At 62.1% G+C, this 22,377-nt stretch carries 21 protein-coding genes; 18 read left to right on the top strand and 3 right to left on the bottom strand.

The annotated features are described in order from the left end of the window. Window positions 1-15: 15 nt before the first annotated feature. The gene (locus GTP23_RS04185) at window positions 16-1,005 is read right to left on the bottom strand and encodes an alpha/beta fold hydrolase (protein ID WP_161033988.1); all 990 of its coding nucleotides are present in this window, start codon (window positions 1,003-1,005) and stop codon (window positions 16-18) included. 200 nt (window positions 1,006-1,205) lie between these two features. Here GTP23_RS04185 and gmk point away from each other — a divergent pair, with 200 nt between their 5' ends. From gmk to GTP23_RS04170, 3 genes are read left to right on the top strand one after another with little or no spacing between them, the layout of a single operon-like run. After that, window positions 1,206-1,844, top strand: coding sequence for a guanylate kinase (gene gmk / locus GTP23_RS04180; RefSeq protein ID WP_161033987.1), 639 nt, complete (start codon window positions 1,206-1,208; stop codon window positions 1,842-1,844). A gap of 24 nt (window positions 1,845-1,868) precedes the next feature. Next, a complete protein-coding gene (rpoZ, locus tag GTP23_RS04175) occupies window positions 1,869-2,072 on the top strand; it encodes a DNA-directed RNA polymerase subunit omega (protein WP_005665923.1) in 204 nt (67 codons plus the stop codon). A gap of 16 nt (window positions 2,073-2,088) precedes the next feature. Beyond that, a complete protein-coding gene (locus tag GTP23_RS04170; RefSeq protein WP_202411910.1) occupies window positions 2,089-4,461 on the top strand; it encodes a RelA/SpoT family protein in 2,373 nt (790 codons plus the stop codon). 78 nt (window positions 4,462-4,539) lie between these two features. Here GTP23_RS04170 and greB read toward each other — a convergent pair whose 3' ends face one another. Next, window positions 4,540-5,106 (bottom strand): transcription elongation factor GreB, encoded by a 567-nt coding sequence (greB, locus tag GTP23_RS04165; protein ID WP_161033986.1) that lies wholly within the window; start codon window positions 5,104-5,106, stop codon window positions 4,540-4,542. A gap of 150 nt (window positions 5,107-5,256) precedes the next feature. On the opposite strand from greB, the gene GTP23_RS04160 reads away from it, so the two are divergent. From GTP23_RS04160 to GTP23_RS04115, 10 genes are all read left to right on the top strand, one after another. Continuing rightward, window positions 5,257-5,904 carry a response regulator gene (locus GTP23_RS04160; RefSeq protein WP_161033985.1) on the top strand — a complete coding sequence of 216 codons (648 nt, stop codon included), beginning with the start codon at window positions 5,257-5,259 and terminating at the stop codon, window positions 5,902-5,904. 165 nt (window positions 5,905-6,069) lie between these two features. Then, a complete protein-coding gene (locus GTP23_RS04155; RefSeq protein WP_161033984.1) occupies window positions 6,070-7,653 on the top strand; it encodes a GGDEF domain-containing protein in 1,584 nt (527 codons plus the stop codon). 300 nt (window positions 7,654-7,953) lie between these two features. Beyond that, window positions 7,954-9,498: a flagellin N-terminal helical domain-containing protein gene (locus GTP23_RS04150; RefSeq protein WP_161033983.1), complete on the top strand. Its 1,545-nt coding sequence runs from the start codon at window positions 7,954-7,956 to the stop codon at window positions 9,496-9,498. A 90-nt stretch (window positions 9,499-9,588) separates the two neighbouring features. Next, the gene (locus tag GTP23_RS04145) at window positions 9,589-9,969 is read left to right on the top strand and encodes a flagellar protein FlaG (protein WP_161033982.1); all 381 of its coding nucleotides are present in this window, start codon (window positions 9,589-9,591) and stop codon (window positions 9,967-9,969) included. A gap of 227 nt (window positions 9,970-10,196) precedes the next feature. Further along, window positions 10,197-12,878, top strand: coding sequence for a flagellar filament capping protein FliD (fliD, locus tag GTP23_RS23065; RefSeq protein ID WP_161033981.1), 2,682 nt, complete (start codon window positions 10,197-10,199; stop codon window positions 12,876-12,878). A gap of 28 nt (window positions 12,879-12,906) precedes the next feature. Continuing rightward, window positions 12,907-13,347, top strand: coding sequence for a flagellar export chaperone FliS (gene fliS, locus GTP23_RS04135; RefSeq protein ID WP_161033980.1), 441 nt, complete (start codon window positions 12,907-12,909; stop codon window positions 13,345-13,347). Window positions 13,348-13,350: 3 nt separating this feature from the next. Continuing rightward, window positions 13,351-13,680, top strand: a complete 330-nt coding sequence (locus GTP23_RS04130; RefSeq protein ID WP_161033979.1) for a flagellar protein FliT — start codon at window positions 13,351-13,353, stop codon at window positions 13,678-13,680. A gap of 14 nt (window positions 13,681-13,694) precedes the next feature. Then, window positions 13,695-15,251 (top strand): flagellar hook-length control protein FliK, encoded by a 1,557-nt coding sequence (fliK, locus tag GTP23_RS04125; protein WP_161033978.1) that lies wholly within the window; start codon window positions 13,695-13,697, stop codon window positions 15,249-15,251. Continuing rightward, window positions 15,241-15,579 carry an EscU/YscU/HrcU family type III secretion system export apparatus switch protein gene (locus tag GTP23_RS04120; RefSeq protein ID WP_161033977.1) on the top strand — a complete coding sequence of 113 codons (339 nt, stop codon included), beginning with the start codon at window positions 15,241-15,243 and terminating at the stop codon, window positions 15,577-15,579. Before fliK ends, GTP23_RS04120 begins: the two co-directional genes overlap by 11 nt. Further along, complete coding sequence (locus GTP23_RS04115; protein ID WP_161033976.1) at window positions 15,579-16,337, top strand: flagellar brake protein; 759 nt, start codon at window positions 15,579-15,581, stop codon at window positions 16,335-16,337. The genes GTP23_RS04120 and GTP23_RS04115 overlap by 1 nt, the downstream gene beginning before the upstream one ends. Before the next feature lie 32 nt (window positions 16,338-16,369). Here GTP23_RS04115 and fliE read toward each other — a convergent pair whose 3' ends face one another. Then, a complete protein-coding gene (gene fliE / locus GTP23_RS04110; RefSeq protein WP_161033975.1) occupies window positions 16,370-16,717 on the bottom strand; it encodes a flagellar hook-basal body complex protein FliE in 348 nt (115 codons plus the stop codon). Window positions 16,718-16,943: 226 nt separating this feature from the next. On the opposite strand from fliE, the gene fliF reads away from it, so the two are divergent. The 5 genes from fliF to fliJ are packed head-to-tail and all read left to right on the top strand — an operon-like array spanning window position 16,944 to window position 22,377. Next, window positions 16,944-18,710, top strand: coding sequence for a flagellar basal-body MS-ring/collar protein FliF (gene fliF, locus GTP23_RS04105; RefSeq protein ID WP_161033974.1), 1,767 nt, complete (start codon window positions 16,944-16,946; stop codon window positions 18,708-18,710). Then, window positions 18,703-19,701, top strand: a complete 999-nt coding sequence (gene fliG, locus GTP23_RS04100; RefSeq protein WP_161033973.1) for a flagellar motor switch protein FliG — start codon at window positions 18,703-18,705, stop codon at window positions 19,699-19,701. The genes fliF and fliG overlap by 8 nt, the downstream gene beginning before the upstream one ends. After that, window positions 19,701-20,471, top strand: a complete 771-nt coding sequence (locus GTP23_RS04095; protein WP_229255907.1) for a flagellar assembly protein FliH — start codon at window positions 19,701-19,703, stop codon at window positions 20,469-20,471. The genes fliG and GTP23_RS04095 overlap by 1 nt, the downstream gene beginning before the upstream one ends. A 1-nt stretch (window position 20,472) precedes the next feature. Further along, window positions 20,473-21,900 (top strand): flagellar protein export ATPase FliI, encoded by a 1,428-nt coding sequence (gene fliI / locus GTP23_RS04090; RefSeq protein ID WP_161033972.1) that lies wholly within the window; start codon window positions 20,473-20,475, stop codon window positions 21,898-21,900. 36 nt (window positions 21,901-21,936) lie between these two features. Further along, complete coding sequence (gene fliJ, locus GTP23_RS04085) at window positions 21,937-22,377, top strand: flagellar export protein FliJ (RefSeq protein WP_161033971.1); 441 nt, start codon at window positions 21,937-21,939, stop codon at window positions 22,375-22,377.

The following is a 22,377-nucleotide window of genomic DNA, read 5'->3' as shown; positions in this document are numbered from 1 at the left end:
AGAGAACAACACACGTCAAAATTGGGTCACGGCGATCACCGCATCGGCAAACGCACGCGGCGCTTCCTGCGGCAGGTTATGCCCGATGCCACCGCTGACCTGCTGGTGGCGGTAAGGGCCGGTAAAGCGCTGCGCATAGGCTTGCGGCGCGGCGTGCGGCGCGCCATTGGCATCGCTCTCGAGCGTGATGGCGGGCACGCTGATAGGCGGCAGGCTGGCCAGCCGGGCTGCCAGTGCCTGATAGCGGGCCTGGCCGGTTTCCAGCCCCAGTCGCCAGCGGTAATTTGAAATGGTGATGGCGACATGGTCGGGGTTATCCAGCGCTGCCGCACTGCGCTCGAACGTCGCGTTATCGAACTGCCAGCGCGGCGAAGCCTGCTGCCAGATCAGACGGGCGAAGGCATGGCGGTTGGCCGCATAGCCGGCCCGCCCCCGTTCGGTAGCAAAGTAGAACTGATACCACCACTGCAGTTCCGCCTCGGGCGCCAGCGGCTGGCTGGCCTGCTGCTGGCTGCTGATCAGGTAGCCGCTGACGGCCACCAGTCCCTGCACCCGCTCCGGCCACAGCGCCGCAGCGATGGCGGCATTGCGCGCGCCCCAGTCAAAGCCGGCCAGTATGGCGCGGTCGATTTTCAGCGCATCCATGAAGGCGATCACGTCGGCGCCGCCGGCGGCCGGTTCGCCATCCGCCACACCGTCGGCTGCACGCAAACGGGTCGTGCCAAAGCCGCGCAGATAGGGCACCAGCACGCGGTAGCCGGCACCGGTCAGCATAGGCACGACGTCCGTGTAGCTGTGGATGTCATACGGCCAGCCATGCAGCAGTATCACCACCTTGCCATCGGCCGGGCCGGCATCGACATAGCCCACATTGAGCTCGCCGGCATCGACCTGACGGATGCAGGCAAACGGCTCGGCGCACGAGGACTGAGTTGCGCCGGCCATCAAGGGTGCTGCCAGCAACGCTGCCAGTAGCGCGGCCAAGGGTAGTTTGAATAAGTTCATGAACAACTCCTGCGGCTGGTTATGAAATTTACTTATCGCGATAATCATTGTGACGATAACTTTAGCACGCAAAATCAGCCGCTGCAAGCAAAAAAAACTGCGCCCGCGCATCAGCGCCGATGACGGAATCTGGTCCGCCTTCCGGGCTCTTGGTAAAATACTTCTTTGGGCGCTCACTGCCCACCTCAGGAAAGATCACGATGAGCTTAACCAACGCATTTGCAGGCAGCCTGTTCATGGTCGTCGCCCCTTCGGGCGCCGGCAAGTCCACGCTGGTCAATGCACTGCTGGCGCAGGAGCCCAGCATCAAACTGTCGATCTCGACGACCACGCGGCCGCCGCGTCCGGGCGAGACCCATGGCAAGGAATACTATTTCACGACGGCGGAAGATTTCGAGCAGCGCGCCGACGCGGGCGAGTTTCTGGAGTGGGCCGAAGTGCACGGCAATTACTACGGCACTTCGCGCATCATGATCGAAGAGCAGATGAAAACCGGCACCGATATTCTGCTGGAAATCGACTGGCAGGGCGCGCGTCAGGTGAAGAAGCAGTTCCCGCAGGCGGCTGGTATTTTCATCCTGCCGCCATCGATCGATGCGCTGGAAGAACGCCTGAAAAAACGCGCAACCGATGCACCGCACGTGATCACGCGCCGGCTGCTGGCAGCGGGCGGCGAAATCGCCCACGCTCCCGAGTTCGAGTATGCTATTATCAACGAAGAATTTGCCGTCGCACTCAGTGAATTGACGGCGATAGTCAGAGCGGCCCGTTGCCGGTTTGCGCAACAAGCGGCACGCAACGCCTCGCTGTTTGCCCAACTGGGTATCCACGCTGAATAAATACACAAGATTTTAGGAGTTATGATGGCCCGTATTACTATTGAAGATTGTCTGAAAAACGTACCTAACCGCTTCCAGCTGACTCTGGCCGCGACCTACCGCGCACGCCAGCTGCTGCAAGGCCATACGCCTAAAGTAGAAGCCAAGGACAAGCCTACCGTGGTCGCCCTGCGCGAAATCGCTGCCGGCAAAGTCGGTCTGGAAATGTTGAAAAAGGTACCAATGTAATCAAGCTGGTTTCTGTATGAATCAGCTCACTGCCGCGCAGTCTCTGGCCAGCTCTGGCCAGAGCACGCCACCCGACGAACCGGCCAGCGCGCCGGTCGCGGCAACGGCTAGCCCGAACAATGGCAACGGCAGTGACACTCCCGCTCTTGCAGCATCGGCTGCATCCAGTACTTCCTCCGCTGCACCCTCTACCTCTGCTGCTGCCCCTGTGATTGCTACGTCGCCTCTGGCTGCGCCCACCGTGACTGCGGGCGTCGCGTCGATTTCCCATCTGACTGAACGCCTGGCCGAATACATGTCGCCGGCCGACCTGAAAAAGGTCAAGGAAGCCTACCGCTTCTCGGACGAGATGCATCTGGGCCAGCTGCGCAAATCGGGCGAGCCGTATATCTCCCACCCCATCGCGGTGGCAGAAATCTGCACCGACTGGAAGCTCGATGCGCAGGCCATCATGGCGGCCCTGCTGCACGATGTGATGGAAGATCAGGACGTCAAGAAGGAAGAGCTGATCGAACGCTTCGGCGCACCGGTGGCGAATCTGGTGGATGGCCTGTCCAAGCTGGAGAAGATCGAATTCCAGAGCCAGATCGAAGCGCAGGCGGAGAACTTCCGCAAGATGCTGCTGGCCATGGCCTCGGATGTGCGCGTCATTCTGATCAAGCTGGCCGACCGGCTGCACAATATGCGCACCATGGAAGTGATGGCGCCGGCCAAGAAGGCGCGCATCTCGTCCGAAACCATGGACGTGTATGTGCCGATTGCGCACCGCCTTGGCCTGAACAATATCTACCGCGAGCTGCAGGACCTGTCGTTCTCGCACCTGCACCCGATGCGCTACCGCACGCTGGCGAAAGCCGTCAAGGCAGCGCGCGGCAACCGCCGCGAGGTGGTCAAGAAAATTCTCGATTCCGTCACCAACACGCTGGCGCTGGCGAATATTCCGGCCGAAGTGTACGGCCGCGAAAAAACCCTGTACGGCATCTACAAGAAGATGCGCAGCAAGCACCTGTCGTTCTCGCAGGTGCTGGACGTGTACGGCTTCCGCGTGGTGGTCGACAGCTTCCCCAACTGCTATGTGGCACTGGGCACGCTGCACTCGCTGTACAAGCCCATGCCGGGCAAGTTCAAGGACTACATCGCGATCCGCAAGCTGAATGGCTACCAGTCGCTGCATACCACGCTGATCGGCCCTTACGGCACGCCCGTGGAGTTCCAGATCCGTACCCAGGAAATGCACCGCACGGCCGAATCGGGCGTGGCGGCGCACTGGCTGTACAAGAATGGCGACGCCAATCTGTCCGACCTGCAGCAGCGCACCCACGCCTGGCTGCAGTCGCTGCTCGATATCCAGCAGCAGACCGGCGATTCGGCCGAGTTCCTCGAACACGTCAAGGTCGACCTGTTCCCCGATTCCGTGTATGTGTTTACGCCCAAGTCGAAGATCATTGCGCTGCCGCGCGGCGCTACCGCCATCGACTTCGCCTACTCCATCCACACCGGCATCGGCGACCATACGGTGTCCGTCACCATCAACAACGAAGCGGCTTCGCTGCGCACCGAACTGCGCAACGGCGACATCGTCGAAATCGTCACCGATCCGAATTCGCGCCCAAGCCCTAGCTGGCTGTCGTTCGTGCGCACGGGCAAAGCCCGTTCGGCCATCCGCCACCATCTGCGCACCATCAATCTGCCGGAATCGATCACGCTGGGGCGCCAGCTGCTCGAGCATGCGCTGTCCTCGCTGGGCCTGAATCAGGAACTCGAAGACGGGCTGGTAGAACGCCTGCTGAACGAATCGAGCGCCAAATCGCTGGACCAGCTGTATGCCGATATCGGCATCGGCAAACGCATGGCGGCACTGGTGGCGCGCCACATCCTCGGCCTGCGCGGCGGCGAATCGGCCAGCGGTCCGGTCGACCATAACAACGCGGCCGAACTCGATCCTGTCACCATCTGCGGCAGCGAAGGTGTGTCGGTCCAGCTGGCGCAGTGCTGCATGCCGATACCGGGCGACTCCATCATCGGCCAGCTGCGCCGTGATCAGGGCCTGCTGGTGCACACCTTCGATTGCGTGCTGGCCAAGCGCCAGAAGGCCAAGGAGCCGGAACGCTGGATCGCCGTCAAGTGGGGCACGGAACTAAACCGCCGCTTCGACAGCCGCATCAAGCTGCTGATCAATAACGAGAAGGGCATACTGGCCCGCGTGGCGGCCGAGATCGGCGAATCCGATGCCAACATCACCTATGTGGGCATGGACGAGGACAAGGAACACGTGCTGCACCAGCTGCGCTTCACCATACAGGTGAAGGACCGCGTGCATCTGGCCGCCCTGCTGCGCAATGTGCGCCGCGTGGCCGGCGTCAACCGCGTGCTGCGCGAACGCAGCTAAGACCAACTAAGGCAGGTGGCGCGGCCAGCGCGCCTTGGCTGCGCTCGTGGCGCTCATCCGCTGCGCTAGCCGGCCAGCCTAATCGGCGGCCGGCGCCGGATAACTGACTGCCAGCACTTCCAGCTCATCCACCCCATGCGGCGCATGGAAGGTGATCACATCACCTTCACGCGCCTTGGTCAGCGCCCGCGCTACCGGCGCCACCCAGCTGATCTTGCCGTTGAGCGGATCAAGTTCATCGATGCCGACGATGGTAATGGTGCGTTCCTGCCCGTGCTGGTCGCAATAGGTGACGGTCGCGCCGAAATAGATCTGGTCCGAACCATGGTGCACGCTGGGGTCGACCACGGCCGCCAGATCCATGCGCTTGGTCAAGAAGCGGATGCGCCGGTCGATCTCGCGCAAACGCCGTTTGCCGTAGATGTAGTCGCCGTTTTCCGAGCGGTCGCCATTCGAGGCGGCCCAGTGGACGATGCGCACCACTTCCGGCCGCTCCACATCGATCAGTTGCAGCAGCTCGTCCTTGATGCGCTGATAGCCCGCAGGCGTAATGTAATTTTTTGAACCGGGCGGGATGGCCAGCGCCAGCGCGGCGGCTTCGTCATCGTCATCGCCATCGGATTCTTTCACAAAGGCTTTATTCATAAGCTTATTGTAGCCATTTACAGACTATCCGTGCAGAGCGCGCACTGTTGCGGACCAGCCCGATTTTCCCCGCAGTGAACATGGTTTCACGTATCATGCAGGCGACAGGCGCCGTAACTCTGGCGTAGCAACTCGGGAAGACCTAGCCTCATGTCTGAAAAGAACCGCATCAAAATCTTTATCGCCGACGAACACGCCATCGTGCGCGAAGGCGTGAAACATGTGCTGGCCGGCACCCTGGACCTGCAATTCGGTGGCGAAGCCGATAACGGCCTCGATGCCATCCGTCTGCTGCGCAAGGCGCGCTGCCAGGTGCTGCTGCTGGAAATCGCCCTGCCCGACCGTAGCGGCATCGAAGTACTCAAACAGATACGCAAAGACCACCCCGAACTGGCTGTGCTGATTTTCTCCCAGCAGCGCGAAGAGCAGTATGCGCTGCGTGCCCTCAAGGCCGGTGCGGCCGGCTATCTGGGCAAGCAGTGTGCGCCAGCCGAGCTGCTCGAGGCCATCCGTCAGGTGGCGGGCGGCCTCAAATATGTCAGCGCCACGCTGGCCCAGCAGCTGGCCAACCACGTGGGGGCAGACCATCTGGCGCCACCCCATGAAAGCCTGTCCGACCGCGAGTACCAGACCCTGACCATGATAGCCTCCGGCAAAACCGTCAGCCATATCGCGCGCGAACTGTCGCTCTCGGTCAAGACGGTGAGCGAATACCGCGCCCGTCTGCTGGTCAAGATGCAGCTCAAAAACAGCGCGGAACTGACGCACTACGCGATCCGCAACCACTTGGTAGAATAAGACCATGTAGCGGCGAGCCAGTGCGCGGAGGACTTGCCGTTTATACTTGCCGTTTATTAATGCCAAAATGAAACAGGTTTTCTGCCCTCTACTCGCGGGAATGGCGAGCTCAGCGCACACTTAAGATGCTAAGAACGAGTCTATCTTTAAGAGGTCGCGCTTCACATGTCCAGCAAACCGAATACTCCCGAGCAGAATCCAGCCGAGATCGCGCGTGAAGCTTTCCGCCGACTGGCCCTGCGGCGCGTGGCGCCCACGCCGGAAGCCTACCGCGACATCTACCATGAAATTGCCGGCACTCAGGCCGTCGCCCCTGCCACCCCGCTGGGCGCGGTAGACCCCGGCCCGGAATCCGTGCTCAGCCAGTTTGCCAACCGTCTCGGTGAACAGCCGCATGGCGAACTGGCCGATTTCGGCCGGCGCTGCCAGCGTGCGCTCAAAACGCGCGACTGGGATGGCTATGGCCGCGCCCTGAGCCAGCTGGCAGAAAAACACTTGCAGCCCAAACGGGGCGGCATCGAAGTGGCCGGTCTGGGGCCGGACGACGACCAGAGCCGTACGCTGCGTGATCTGCTCAGCCGCACGCTGACTTATGCTGTGGCCTCGCTGCTCAGCGGCGCCCCCGTGCTGGTGGCGGAAGCGGAATCGCTGGGGGCGGCTACCAAGCTGGCCCACAGCGAAGAGGCGCTGGCCGATATTGCCGTGCGGCTGAAACAGCTGTGCTACCAGATCGAACTGCGCGGCGGCGATAGCGCGGAACAGCAGGAACTGCTGCTGCGCCTGTTCCGCCTGCTGCTGGAAAACGTCGGCGAGCTGCTGGACGACGATAGCTGGCTGCGCGGCCAGATCGAAGCCGTGCAGAATCTGATCGCCGGCCCGCTCGATGTGCGCGCGCTGGAAGAAGCGACACGCAGCCTGAAAGAAGTCATCTATAAACAGGGCCAGCTCAAGCACAGCCTGTCGGACGTCAAGCTCACCGTCAAGAATATGATGATGACCTTTATCGACCGGCTCGGCCAGGTGGCGGCGTCCACCGGCGATTTCCACGAGAAAATCGGCGGCTATTCGGAAAAGATCAGCAAGGCCGACAACATCGCCGAGCTCAACACCATCCTCGACGAAGTGCTGCGCGAAACCCGGCTGGTGCAGAGCGAAGCCCTGAAGGCACGCGACAAGATGGTGCTGGCACGGCAGGAAGTGCAGGACGCGGAACAGCGCATCCACCAGCTGGAAGCCAAATTGCAGCATTTAAGCGAGCTGGTGCGTGAAGACCAGCTCACGGGCAGCCTGAACCGCCGTGGTCTCGACGATGTGTTCGAACGTGAAACGGCGCGCTCGGACCGCCGCGGCACGCCGCTGTGCATCGCCATCCTCGATCTGGACGACTTCAAGAAGCTCAACGACACCTATGGCCACATCGCCGGCGATGGCGCGCTCAAGCATCTGGTGAAGATCGTCAAGGATACGCTGCGCTCGATGGATGTGATTGCCCGCTTCGGTGGCGAGGAATTCCTCATCCTGATGCCGGAAACCACGGTGGAAGCGGCGACCAGCACCATGACCCGGCTGCAGCGCGAGCTGACCAAGCACTTCTTCCTGCACGATAACGAGAAAGTGCTGATCACCTTCTCGGCCGGGGTCGCCCTGCGCCGCCCCAATGAAGACCAGACGGAACTGGTCAAGCGGGCCGACAAAGCCATGTACACGGCCAAACAGACGGGGAAAAACCGCGTCGTCGTTGCCGAATAAATAATTAAATCAGCGTTTTCTTAGGGGGCCCGGCTTATGCCGGGCTTTTTTTTGCCTAAAAACATGGGCGAAAAATAAATTTTTTCACCCTAAAGTTTCCCGTTTTGGCGTCGTTTAGACGCCCATCAGCTAGGAACTTGAGGCGTTTAATACAAAATTTTGCGGCTTTTTTACCCTAAATTTTTCCCACACGGCAACCGTTAGTCATCACAACAGCGGTTTGATTGTCTCAGAATAACGAGGCAGACCAATGGGAATGAGCAAATAGCCCAATCGAAGTATTAAGTCTGGAGAAACATCATGGCACAAGTCATCAATACCAACATTGCATCGCTGAACTCGCAACGTAACCTGACCACCTCGCAAGCATCCCTGTCGACCTCGCTGCAACGCCTGTCCTCGGGTCTGCGTATTAACAGCGCCAAAGACGACGCTGCAGGTCTGGCCATTTCCGAGCGTTTCACTTCGCAAATTCGCGGTAATACGACGGCTGCACGCAACGCCAACGACGGTATCTCGCTGGCGCAAACGGCCGAGGGTGGCTTGAGCACCGCCGGCGATCTGCTGCAACGTATTCGCGAACTGGCTGTTCAATCGGCCAACGGCACCAACTCCGATTCCGACCGTAAATCGATCCAGGGTGAGGTTGCTGCCCTGTCGAACGAACTGAACCGTGTAGCCAACACCACCCAGTTCAACGGCCAGAACGTACTGGACGGCTCGCTGACCTCCTCGCAATTCCAGGTCGGTGCTAACGCCAACCAAACCATTAACGTGGGCGTGCAATCGGCCAAAGCAACCGACATTGGTAACAATGCTCTGGCTGCTCTGTACGGTAACACCGCCGGTAGCGCCAATGCTGCCACTGCCACCACCGCTAACGGTGTTCAGGCCCAGACCCTGACCGTGACTTCCGGTACCGGTCAGAGCACCAGCGTGGACGTGAAAGTGGGCGACAGCTCGAAAAAAATCGCGGCTGCCGTCAATGCACTGAGCGGCACTTCCGGTGTCACCGCAACGGCTTCGACCACCGCTACCCTGTCCGGCCCAGCCGCGACCGGTTTCGCTGATGGTTCGCTGCAATTCACCCTGCGTGGCGACAACTCGATCGAAGCAGATGCTAACTCGACCGCAGTGACCATCTCGGCCAAAATCAAAGGCGGCGATCTGTCGGCAGTAGCCCAGGCCATCAATGCGCAAGTCGGCACCACCGGCATCAGCGCAACGATCCAGACCAACGGCACCACCCACAACAAAGAGATCAAACTGACCAACTCGTCGGGCGCTGACATCCAGATCACCAACACCAATGCTGCTTCGGACGACTCGCTCGCCGCTGCTGCACTGCGTGGTCCTGACCAGCCAGCCAACGGTTCGGTAGCCGCTGTGGAAGGTACGCCACAGACCATCAACGGCGCGGGCAGCTCGAGCACGGTTGGTGGCCACCTGGACTTCTCGTCGGAAAGCGGCTTCACCATCAGCTCGACCACCACCGACATCGTTGCAGCTTCCACCGGTTCGGATCTGCAATCGGTCGCCAAAATCGACGTCAGCACCGTGGACGGCTCGAACAAAGCACTGAAAACTCTGGACGCTGCACTGAACCAGATTAACTCGAACCGCGCTGCACTGGGTGCGATTCAGAACCGCTTTGCTTCGACCATCTCGAACCTGAACATCGCGACCGAGAATCTGTCGGCATCGCGTAGCCGGATTCAAGATACCGACTTCGCTGCAGAAACTGCCAGCCTCACCCGCGGTCAGATCCTGCAACAAGCTGGTACCGCGATCCTGGCCCAGGCGAACTCGCTGCCTAACGGTGTACTGTCGCTGCTGCGTGGCTAAAATCCGGGGACGAGCTGACGTAACATTGTCACTCTGACTAGGTTCCCCGGCTGATGTCATCAGTCGGGGATTTTTCACAAAGGAAGCATCATGACTATCGATACTATTGGCACCAGCACGACGGCCCGCACGGTCGACCGTCCTGCCGCCAGCGATACGGCCGCACCGCAAGGCGCAGCCCGGGCACCTGCCACTGCCGTGGAAACGGCCGCCGCAGTGACCGCTTCGGCCAATGTGCCGACGCTGGATCAGGTGAAAAATGCCGTGTCGCAGCTGAATAAATCGTCGCAAGCCAAATCGCAGGGTCTGGAATTCTCCGTCGACAATGACACCAAACGCACGGTGGTCAAAGTGGTCGATTCCGGCACCGGTGAAGTGCTGCGCCAGATTCCTTCGCCTGAAGCACTGGAAATTGCCAAATCGCTGGAGTCGAAAGCCAGCACCGGTCTGCTGATCCAGCAAACCGCCTGACGCAACTGCGCACTGCGCGCAGTTGTCGCCTTGTCTACCGCCACGCCGCCGTAAGTCGCGTGCCCGCCCCTCACGGCGGCGTCTGAGTGACGCCGGGCCGTCGTTTTGCCACATCCCTGCTGCCTGTTTTTTCAGCTTTTGCCGAACTGGCGGGTATTCTCCCCTCTCAAGTCAGGTTTGATTCGGCCGATATTGTCTTATATTATTGCTTTACTTAGGAGCGCAACGTGGGCATCTCATCACCCGGCATCGGCTCAGGCATCGACGTCAACACCATCGTCAGTAAGCTGATGGCGGTGGAGTCTGCCCCGCTGGCGGATTTCGACAAGAAGTCGGCCAGTTATCTGGCCCAGGTTTCCGCCTTCGGCAACCTGTCCAGCGCGCTCGGCAGTTTTCAGGGCTCGCTCGCCAGCCTGACCTCGGTTTCCAGTTTCCAGTCGCTCATCAGCACCCCCAGTGATTCGACGGTGATGAGCGCTACCGCCAATAGTACCGCCCAGCCCGGCAACTACCGCGTCAACATCAGCCAGATCGCGCAGGCCCAGACGCTCGCCTCGGGCGGCTACAAGAGCACCACGGCCGCTATCGGCGTGGGCAACAAGACCACGATTAACTTCGCCCTCGGCACCGTCAGCGGCGGCACCTTCGGCATCAGCGGCAGCGCACTCGGTGCCAGCCTGAGCACGGGCGGCCTGACGCCGGGCTCGCTCACGCTCAACAACACCGTGATCGCCACCGATGGCAGCACCCGCAGCGCCCGTCTGCTGGCCGACGCCATCAATGCCAAGAGCACCACCACCGGCGTGTCCGCCAAGCCTAGTGCTACCGTGACCAGCGCCAACCTGTTCGGCGCCTCCGGTGCCAGCACCTATGGCGACGTGGATACCAGCGGTGGCGGCACTTACGCACTCACCGTGGGCGGAGTGGAAATTGCCGCCCAGGCTAGCGGCGTGGCCGGCGGCGCCGGTCTGACGGCCGCGGCGCTCGATACCGCACTGACCAGCAGCGCCGTGACACGGGCACTGGCCGACGCCAACATCACCGTGAGCGGCACGGCCGCCGATGGCACGCTGCGATTCTCGAATGCCGATGGCAGCAATATCGCCGTCACGGAAGTCGTCACTGGCAGCGTCACTGGCGGCATCGGCAATAGCGGCACGGCCAATGTGGGCTCCAGCAGCACGGCCGTGGGCAGTATTTCGCTGGTCTCCAACGATGGCAGTCCGATTTCCGTGGGCGGCACCAATCCGGCCGGTGCCGGTTTCACGGCCGGCACCGGCGGTGCCTACCTCGGCGCCAGCTTCGCCGCCGACGCGACCCGTACCAGCGGCAACATCGTTATCGATAGTACCAATAACACGCTGCAAGGCATCCTCGATGCCATCAACAAGGGCAATTTCGGTGTTACCGCCAGCATAGTTTCGGATGGCTCGACGGGCACCGGCGCCACCCCGAATCACCTGATTCTGACTTCCAGCGCTACCGGTGTCAGTTCGACCATGAAAATCACGCTGGCTGGCTCGGGCGGCAACCCGCCCGACCCCGATCTGGTGTCCCTGCTGGGCTACGATCCGGCCGGCGTGCAGAACCTGAGCCAGAAAGCGGCGGCGGCCGATACCCGCGCCACTGTCAATGGCATCGCCGTGACCAGTTCCAGCACCAGCATCTCGGGTGCCATCGCGGGCGTCAACATCAGTGCGCTGGCAGTCGGCAACTCGACCCTGACAGTGGCCAAGGATAGCAGCGCGCTGACCACCAATGTGAACGGCTTCGTCAAAGCGTTTAACGAACTGAACAGCCAGATCACTTCGCTCGGCGCCTACAACGCCGATACCAAGTCCGGTGGCCCGCTGCTGGGCGACACCACGCTGCGCAGCTTGCAATCAGGCGTGCGGCGCCAGCTGTCGGCCTCGATCACGGGCTTGCGCGGCACCAGCCTGACCAATCTGTCACAGATCGGTATTTCCTTCCAGAAGGATGGCACACTGTCGCTAGACAATGCCAAACTGCAGAAGGCCATCAACACCAATTTCAACGATATCGCCGGTCTGTTCGCTGCCGTGGGGCGCGGCACCGATCCCGATATCAAGTTCGTCAGCTCGGGCAGCAATACCAAGGCGGGCGACTATGCGCTCAACATTACCCAGCTGGCAACGCAAGGCACGCTGCAGGGGAACGTGGCCTTGCCGGCAGAAACCACCATCGATGCCGATACCACCTGGACCGTCACGCTGAATGACACCACGCCGCCTACGCTGGCCAATACGGCTACCATCAGCCTGCCAGCCGGTACCTACAACCCCAGCCAGCTGGCCACCCTGCTGCAATCGTCGATCAATGGCGTCTCCGCGTTCGCGAATGCCGGTGCCACCGTCACGGCCACGGTGGGCGACGACGGCAAGCTCAAGCTGCAATCGACGCGCTATGGCGCGAAATCGAATATCCATCTGATCACGGCCAGCGGCACGGATGCCAGCGCCGTGTTCGGCAGCGGCAGCTCGGTCGATGGTCTGGATGTGGCCGGCACTATCGGCGGCTATATGGCGACCGGCGACGGCCAGAACCTGACCGGCGCCGCCGGCGCACCGGTGGAAGGACTGAAACTGACGGTGACCGGCGATGCGCTGGGCAACCGGGGCAGCTTCGGTTTCTCGCAAGGCTATGCCTACCAGCTCAATGCGCTGGCGGCCAGCTATCTGGGTGCCAAAGGGGCAATTACCAGCCGTACCACGGGTTTGAATAATTCCGTAAAAGACATTACCAAGCAAAAAGACGCTTTTAATTCGCGATTGACGGACATCGAAGCGCGTTATCGTAAGCAATATACGGCACTCGATACGTCGATTGCCAGTATGAATAAAACCGCGTCATTCCTGACGCAACAGTTCGCCGCCCTCAGCAAAGGCTAGGCGCGAACGCTTTAACAGGAGAGTGAGTATGTTCGGATCCCGACAAACTGGCGTGCATGCCTATGCCAAAGTAGGTATGGAAACCGGCGTAGTAGCCGCCAGTCCCCACAAGCTCATCGTCATGCTGTTCGACGGTGCGCTGGTGGCGCTGGGCACTGCGCTGCTAAGCATGCGCGACGGCAATATCGGCGAAAAAGGCAAGTCGATCTCCAAAGCCATCATGATTATCGATAGCGGCCTGCGCGCCGCGCTCGACAAGAAAGCCGGCGGAGAAATTGCCGAAGGTCTGGATGCGCTGTATGAGTACATGAGTGCCCGCTTGCTGACGGCCAACCTGAATAACGACCCCAGCATCCTCGAGGAAGTCCAGCGCCTGCTGACGGAATTGCGCGACGCCTGGAATGCGATTGCCGATACGCCAGCGGTCACCGGCCAGCCTGCCCCTACCCCTTCTCTCGCGAGCGCCTGATACATGATGAACCACCAAGAAGTCTTAGCTGTGTATGCCACCATGGCCGACCTGACCGAACAGATGGTGCTGGCGGCACAACGCAGCGACTGGGACCAGCTCGTGCTGCTGGAGCAGGCGTGTGCGGCCCACGTCCAGACCCTGCGCGAACAGGATACGGGCACGCCCATGCGCGGCCCCCAGCGCGAACGCAAGATCGAACTGATACGCCAGATGCTCAACGCCGACCGCCAGATCCGCGATCTGACCATGCCGTGGATGGCGCAGCTGTCGAAACTGATCAACGCCACCGGCACGGAACGGCGCGTGCTCAACGCTTACGGTAGCGTCTGAGGGCTTAGCCCACCATGCTGCCCAACTCGCTGACCATCCCGCCCGTCGGCGCAGTGGCGGTAGCCAGCCCGGCCGTCGCCATCGGCGATGGCCGTCAGGCCGCTTTCCAGCGCGCGCTGCAAAGCCTGGTCGGCCAGTCCGTCACGGGTGAAGTGCTCTCGCGTTTCAATGACGGCAGCTTCATGGTCAATGTGGCCGAGCATGCCGTGCGCATGCAGCTGCCGGCCGACGCCAGCGTGGGCAGCCGCCTGCCCCTCACCGTTCTCAGCGCCGAACCGCGCGCGACCTTCGAACTCAACCAGCCCAGCAGCAGCGTCGTGCTGTATGGCGATGCCCATGCACCGGCCGGCACCGGCGACCTGTACACACCCGCCAGTGCTGGCGGCGCATCCGCCAGCGCCAGCACGGCCAGCGCTCTGGCGGCCGGCAGTCACCCGGCCACCAGCAGCGCAGCGGGCGGCCAGAACAGCGCTGCCACGGCGGCGGCCTCTGCTGCGCCTGCAAGCTCTGCCGCCTCGGCCGCCGCTGCGGCTGCAGCAAATACTCCGGCCAGCAATGCCGCCGGCAATCCTGCAGCACTGGCCGGTGCCGCAGCCCAGCTGGCCAGCGCCGCAGCCGCCTTTCCTGCACTGGCCGCCAGCGTCATGGCAGCCAGCGGGCCAGCCTCCAGCCGCCCGACGACTCCACCGTCTGCGCTGCCCGCCGGCAGCGACGACGAGATCGCGCCCGGCCTGCCCCGTCCGGCCTCCGGCGCCGCTACCGCTGCTGCTGCCGGTGCTGCTGGCGGCAGCCAGGCAACGCGGGGCCACAGCGCCGCCGCCAGCCTGCTGGGCAAGGCACCACTGACGCCGCTGGCCGAGCTGCCCGGACTCGATGCCGGCACCAGCCAGCCGGAACTGAGCAATGCGGCAAAGATACTGGGTTCCGTGCTGAGCCAGCCAGCAGCGGCCAGCGCCCTGCCCCTGCTGGGAAAAACCGCTTTGTTCAGTCAGGGTGCGCCGGAACCGGCCCGGCTGGCGCAGACGCTGCAAAGCACCATCGAAGACAGCGGCCTGTTCTATGAATCCCACGTGGCGGCATGGAGCCGCGGCGAGCGCACGCTGGAACAGCTACAGCGCGAACCGCAGATGCAGCAGGCCCAGCGCGCCGCCGATCACGGCAACGACGCGGCCGGCATACCGGACCGCACTGCCGCCCAGCAAATCAACCAGCAATTGCTGACGCACGAACAGGGCCGCGTGCAGTGGCAGGGCGAAGCCTGGCCGGGCCAGCCCATGCAGTGGGAAATCCAGCGCCAGACCGAGCGCGAGCCGCGCGGCCGCAACGGTGCCGAGGCCGAGGCCACGCCCATCTGGCGCAGCAGCCTGCGCCTGCGCTTTGCCGCGCTGGGCGAACTGTCGGCCACCATCACCCTGGTCGGCCAGCAAGTCCATCTGCAGCTGCAGACCGACGATGCTGCCAGCGGCGCCACCCTGCGCGCCCAGGCGGGCGTGCTGGAACAGGCCATGGCCGCAGCCGGCATCCCCCTGACGTCCTGCCAGATCCAGGATGGGGACGACCATGACGGATGAACACAGCCCCCGCCCCGTGCCGCGCGCCGTCGCGCTGGCTTATGGCGCCAACGATGCCGCCCCCAAGGTGGTGGCCAAGGGGCGCGGCCTGATCGCCGAGCAGATTATCGACATCGCGCTCGAGGCCGGCGTGTTCGTGCACGAGTCGCGCGATCTGGTGTCTTTGCTCATGGATATTGACTTGGACCAACAAATTCCGCCCACCCTCTATAGGACGATTGCGGAACTACTAGCGTGGCTATATCATATTGAATCAGCGCAAAAGTCTGGCCTGCCGCTACCGGCGCCGCCCGACCCGCTCGCTTCACTCACTGACACTCGGAACTGATGTACCCACATTTTCAGGATACGGCTTTAGAAAACTGGCACGATTTCGAAGTCGAATCGCGCAAGGAAATTGTTTCCCTGTTGCGCGGCATCGCTAGCAAAAAACAGCTGATCCGCATGCTGATCCAGGGGGAGAACGACGTTTGCGTCACCTCCATCCTCGATGTCGATGAAGCCAGCAACACCGTCATCCTCGATACCTCCATCGATACGGCCCAGAACAAACGCATCCTGTCGGCCCACCGGCTGTCGTTCGAAACCTCGCTCGACAAGGTACGCATCCTGTTTGCGGCCGATAGCGCCACGGCCAGCACCTATGGCGGCAGCCCGGCCTACCGCATCGCCGTGCCGCCCACGCTGATCCGTCTGCAGCGGCGCGAATACTACCGCATCGCCACCCCGGTCAGCAATCCCGTGCGCATCCTGCTCAAGCTGCCGGAAGAACTGGGCGGCCCGACCAGCTTCCCGCTGGCCGATATCAGCTGCGGCGGCATCGCCATCCTCGATAACCGCATGGTGCTGGGTGAAGCCATAGGCCGCGAATACCGCGACTGCAAGCTGGAACTGCCGGAAATCGGCCCTGTCACTACCGATCTGCAAGTGCGTAACTCGCTGGATCTGACGCTGCTCAACAACAAGAGCAACCGCCGGCTCGGTTGCGAGTTCATGAATATTTCGCGGGGCAATCTGGCGGCCGTGCAGCGCTACATTACCCGTCTGGAACGCGAGCGTAATGCCCGTATTGCCGGGCTGAACTAGATCAATCAGGCCCGCTGCGGGCCCGTACTGGCTTACACCTGCATATTCATGATGTCGTGATAGGCCGACACCAGCTTGTTGCGCACCTGAATCGTGGCCTGGAAGTTGATACTGGCTTTCTGGGTGGCGATCATCATGTCCGACAGGCTGACACTATCATCGCCGAGCGCAAACTTCTGGCTCATGTCTTCCGCCTTGACCTGACTGGCATTGACCCCGTCCAGCGCCGACTTGAGCGCATCGGCAAACTGTACGCGCGGCGCTGCAGCGGCCGGTTCCGTCTTGATGACAGGCGGCGTCAGGCCCGGGCGGGCAGCATGCGCCTTCAGCTGTGCAATCATGTTCTGGATCTGGGTACTGTCGATGCCACCGGTTTTCATTGCTCACTCCGTCTTGTTGCTGTCATGGAACAAATTCCACGTCATGGCGGGCCGCAGCGTTACAATACGTCACGGCTCTTTCAGTGCTAGCAGAATAGCAGGGCACAGGTCCAGCAGCAGTTGCGAGCAGAGGCCTAAACGAGGCTCTATTTGCCGGATTGAAATGTCACAACTCAGGCAATAATCGTTCATCCTCACACCAACCCCGTACCGGAAAACCATCATCATGGCCGTAGCCGAAACCATAGCTAACGAGAACCCTAGCGAGACGGGCGACGAAGAAGTCGCCGAGCAGTTATCGTTCTTCCAGACTCCGCTGGGACGCAATTTCGCCCGCGCAGCAGCCGCGGCGGCCGTGATTGCCGTGCTGTTCGGGCTGTATCTGTGGAATAAGCCGCCCGAGTATGGCGTGCTGTTTTCCAACTACACCGACCGCGACGGCGGCGCCATCACAGCCGAGCTGGACAAGCTGAACATCAAGCACAAGTTTTCCGACAATGGCACGGCCATCCTCGTGCCCACCGATCAGGTGCATGATGTGCGCCTGAAGCTGGCCGCGCAGGGCTTGCCCAAAGGCGGCAGCGTCGGCTTCGAACTGATGGAAAACCAGAAGCTGGGCGTGTCGCAATTCCTCGAGCAAGTCAATTACCAGCGTGCCCTCGAAGGCGAGCTGGCCCGTTCCATCCAGTCGCTGGCAGCGGTGGAAAACGCGCGCGTCCATCTGGCCCTGCCGAAACCGTCCGTGTTCGTGCGCGACCAGCAGAAGCCCACCGCTTCCGTGCTGCTGACGCTGCGCCCCAACAGCATGATCAACGTCGAGCAGACGGCCGCCATCGTCCACCTGGTTGCCTCCAGCGTGCCGGAACTGATTCCGGCCAACGTCACGGTGGTCGATCAGGCCGGCAATCTGATTTCCGAGCTGAACAAAAACGGCAACGCCAATCAGAACGCCAAGAACATGAACGAGACCCAGCTCAAGTATGTCAAGGACATGCAGCAGCAGGTGATCCGTCAGGTCGAATCCATCATCATTCCTATCGTCGGCGAAGGCAATGTGCGGGCCGAAGCGACGGCCGATGTGGACTTTGCCCAGATCGAACAGGCCGCCGAAACCTATAAACCGAACTCGCCACCGGCCGCTTCCGCCATCCGCAGCCAGCAGAGCAGCGAAACCAGCGGCAGCGCCGGCAGCAATAATCCGAACGGCATTCCGGGCGCCCTGTCCAACCAGCCGCCGGGCACGGCCACGGCACCGCTCAACCAGACCGCCGCCACCGGCACCACGGCGCCGGCACCGGGCACGCCACCGGGCGCCGCCACCGGCACTACGGGCAGCACGGGGCCCACCCACAAGGAATCGACCACCAACTACGAAGTCGACAAGACCGTGCGTTATGAACAGCGCGGCATGGGCGGTCTGCGCCGCCTGACCGTGGCCGTGGTGGTCAACCACAAGCGCATCGTCGGCAAGGATGGCAAGGTCACGGTCAAAGCCTATACGCCTGAGGAAATGGGCAAGATCAACGATCTGGTCAAGCAGGCCATGGGCTACAACCAGGACCGTGGCGACGCCGTCAGCGTGGCCAATGCACCGTTCGAAGGGGTGGATCGCCCGTACGAGCAGCCGCCCGAATGGTGGCGCGATCCGGCCAACCTGCCGCTGGCCAAGGACTTCGCCAAATTCCTCATCACCGCCATGATCCTGCTGTACATCGTGCTGCGGATTGTGAAGCCGATGATGCGGCCCGTATTCAAGAAAATCGACGAGTTCAATGCCGTCGAGCCGGAGCCGGAAGAGCCGGAACCGGAAGAGGAAGAAGTGGTGGACGAAGGTCCGAACGAAGCGCTCATCGCCGAAGAAGAGCTGCGCCTCATGGAAGAAAACACGGTACGCAGCTACCGCGAAAATCTGGCCATGGCGAAGAAACTGGCGACCGAGGACCCACGGATTGTGGCTAACATCATCAAGGAATGGATAGGCGCAAATGACTGAGAATACCGGACTGCAGAAGGCAGCGATTCTGATGCTGTGCATGGGCGAAACGGAAGCGGCCGAAGTGATGAAATTCCTCGGCCCGCGCGAAGTACTCAAGCTCGGTGCCGCCATGGCCACCATGAAAAACGTGCCGCACGAAGACGTGGTGGGCACGCTGGACAACTTCCGCGACATGGTGGCGGCCGCCTCCACCGTGGGTCTGGACTCCGACGAATACATCCGTCAGGTGCTGACCAAGGCACTGGGCGACGACAAGGCGTCCGTGCTGCTGTCGCGTATTCTGGGCGGGAAGGACGCCTCCGGTATCGAATCGCTGAAGTGGATGGATTCGCAATCCGTGGCCGAGCTGATCCGCAACGAACACCCGCAGATCATCGCCACCATTCTGGTCCACCTCGAGCGCGATCAGGCTTGCGAAATTCTCGGCCACTTCACCGACCGTCTGCGCAACGACGTGGTGCTGCGGATTGCCACGCTGGACGGCGTGCAGCCGGCTGCGCTGCGCGAACTCAACGACGTGCTGACCAAGCTGCTGTCAGGTAATGAAAACATCAAGAAATCCTCGCTGGGCGGCGTGCGTACGGCGGCCGAGATTCTTAACTTCATGAGCGGCGAGCAGGAAGGTTCTGTGATGGACAACATCAAGAACTACGACAACGATATGGCGCAGAAGATCATGGACGAGATGTTCGTGTTCGACAACGTGATCGATATCGACGACCGCGGCATCCAGCTGCTGCTGCGCGAAGTCCAGTCCGACATGCTGGTGATTGCGCTGAAAGGCGCTTCGCCCGAGCTGCGCGAGAAGATCTTCAAGAATATGTCGGCCCGTGCGGCCGAAATGATGCGCGAAGATCTGGAATCCAAAGGTCCGGTGCGGCTGTCCGAAGTGGAAGCCCAGCAAAAAGGCATATTGCAGATCGTGCGCCGTCTGGCCGACGAAGGCCAGATTGTGCTCGGTGGTAAAGGCGACGATTCCTTCATCTGATGAACAGTACGGTAAAAACACCCCAGCCAGCCTTCCAGCGCTGGCAAATGACCTCGTTCGGCGACGAGCGCCCCAGCGCCGTGGCCAAACGCGAGGCCGAGCAGCGCCTGCGCGATGCCGAAGCGGCGCAGCTGGCAGCCGAGCAGCACGAGCAGGAAGAACTGGAACGGCAGGCGCGCGAGCAGGAAGACATGGGCCCGCCCATCCCGCCGCCACCGAGCTATCCCACGGTGGAAGAACTGGAAGCTATCCGCGAACAGGCCCGCCAGGAAGGCTATGAAGAAGGCCATACGGCCGGCCATGCCGACGGTCATGCCGAGGCCATGGAAGCAGGCCAGCAGCGCACCGATGCCGTGCTGGCCGAACTGCACAAGCTGGCCGAAAACTTCGGCACGGCCGTGCAGCAGGCCGACCAGCTGATCGCCAACGATGTGCTGGAACTGGCCCTGCATCTGGCCAAGAACATGCTCAAGACGGCCCTGCCCGTGAAACCGGAACTGCTGCTGCCCGTGGTGCGCGAAGCGGTCGACTACCTGCCTTCGCTGCAGCAGCCGGCCGAACTGATGCTGCACCCCGACGATGCGGCCGTGGTCCGCGCCGGCATAGGCGAAGAACTGCAGCAGAATGGCTGGCGCATCGTCGAAGACGAACAGGTGGGCCGTGGCGGCTGCAAGGTCGATACGGCCAGCAACCAGATCGACGCCACTGCTGCCGCACGCTGGCAACGCCTGAGCCACGCGCTGGGCAAAGATATCAGCTGGCTGGACTGACATGGATACCAGCCTGCCCGCCCCCGCCGCCAGCGGCGCGGCCAGCCCGCATGCAGCGCGCTGGCAAGCCTATCTGCATGACTGCGCCACGCTGGCCGATTTCGTCGAGCCCATGCATGTTTCCGGCCGCGTCACGCGGGTCGCGGGCCTCGTGATGGAAGCTGTCGGGCTGCGCCTCGCCGTCGGTGCCGCCTGCACCGTGCCGCTGCCGGCCGGCGGCCATATCGAAGCGGAAGTGGTGGGTTTCGAAGGCGAGCGCCTGTTCCTGATGCCGCAGAGCGATGTGGAAGGCGTGGTGCCGGGCACCCGCGTATTCCCCGTCGAACCGGCCATCCCCCGCCCCGGCAGCGTGCCCCATCCGCGCCGCCGCCCCAGCGACCGCGCGCGTCACCTGCCGGTGGGACCGGAACTGCTGGGCCGCGTGCTCGATGGCGCCGGCCGCCCGCTCGACGGGCTGGGCCCGCTCAACGCCAGCGCCAGCGCCCCCATCAACACCCGCCCGGCCAACCCGCTGGGCCGCGCGCCGATTACCGATACGCTGGATGTGGGCGTACGCTCGATCAACGCCATGCTGACGGTGGGCCGGGGCCAGCGTATGGGCCTGTTCGCCGGTTCCGGCGTGGGTAAATCCGTGCTACTGGGCATGATGGCACGCTATACGGAAGCCGACATCATCGTGGTGGGTCTGATCGGCGAACGGGGCCGCGAGGTCAAGGAATTCATCGAACAGATTCTGGGCGAGGAAGGGCTGGCCCGCTCGGTGGTAGTGGCCGCACCGGCCGACACCCCGCCGCTGATGCGTTTGCAGGGCGCGGCCTATTCCACGGCGATAGCCGAACATTTCCGCGATCAGGGCATGAACGTGCTGCTGATTATGGATTCGCTGACCCGCTACGCCATGGCGCAGCGTGAAATTGCCCTGGCTATCGGCGAACCGCCCGCCACCAAAGGCTATCCGCCGTCCGTCTTTGCCAAGCTGCCGATACTGGTCGAGCGGGCCGGCAATGGCGAACAGGGCGGCGGCTCGATCACGGCCTTCTACACCGTGCTGACCGAGGGCGACGACCAGCAGGACCCGATTGCCGACTCGGCGCGGGCAATTCTGGACGGCCACATCGTGCTCAACCGCCGGCTGGCCGAAGCCGGCCACTATCCGGCCATCGACATCGAACAATCGATCAGCCGTGCCATGCACGGCATTACCAGCGCCGAGCACCAGAATCAGGCACGCCGCCTCAAGCAGCTATTTTCCCGCTATGAACGTAGCCGCGACCTGATCAGCGTGGGCGCCTATGCCGCCGGCAGTGATCCCGTGCTCGACCAGGCCATCGTGCTGCACGAACGCATCGAGCATTTCCTCCAGCAGCAGATCACCGAACGGGTGACCATGGGCGAGAGCTTAGGGCAACTTACCTCTCTATTCGACTGATGGGCGGGCCCGGTGCCCTCCTATAATTGATGCATCATGGCTTCAAAAGCGCAATTAGAGACACTGATGGGACTGGCCCAGCGCGAAACTGACGAGGCGGCAAAACGCCTCGGAGTGGCGCTGAAGGCGGTCGAGGATGCCAAACAGAAGCACCAGATGCTGCAGGGCTACCGTGAAGAATACGTACAGCGTTTTCACGCAGCGCAGGCAGCCGGCATCACGCCCATGGCCTATCGGAATTTTCAGGCGTTTATGGACAAGCTCGACACGGCTGTGAATGGACAGCTGGAGATGATCAGGCACGCCGAGTACCGCGCCGAACAGGAAAAGTCGGCCTGGCAGGCCAGCGAGCGCAAGCGCATGTCCTACTCCACCCTGAACGACCGGGCCGATGCCGCGGCGCTCAAGCTGGAAAACAAGCGCGACCAGAAGCTCATGGATGAACATGCAGCAAGGCAGGCGTATTACAAACGCTAG

It is taken from the genome of Duganella fentianensis (genome assembly GCF_009857835.1).
Lineage (GTDB): Bacteria > Pseudomonadota > Gammaproteobacteria > Burkholderiales > Burkholderiaceae_D > Rugamonas > Rugamonas fentianensis.
This window is presented reverse-complemented; position numbering and strand designations above follow the sequence as displayed.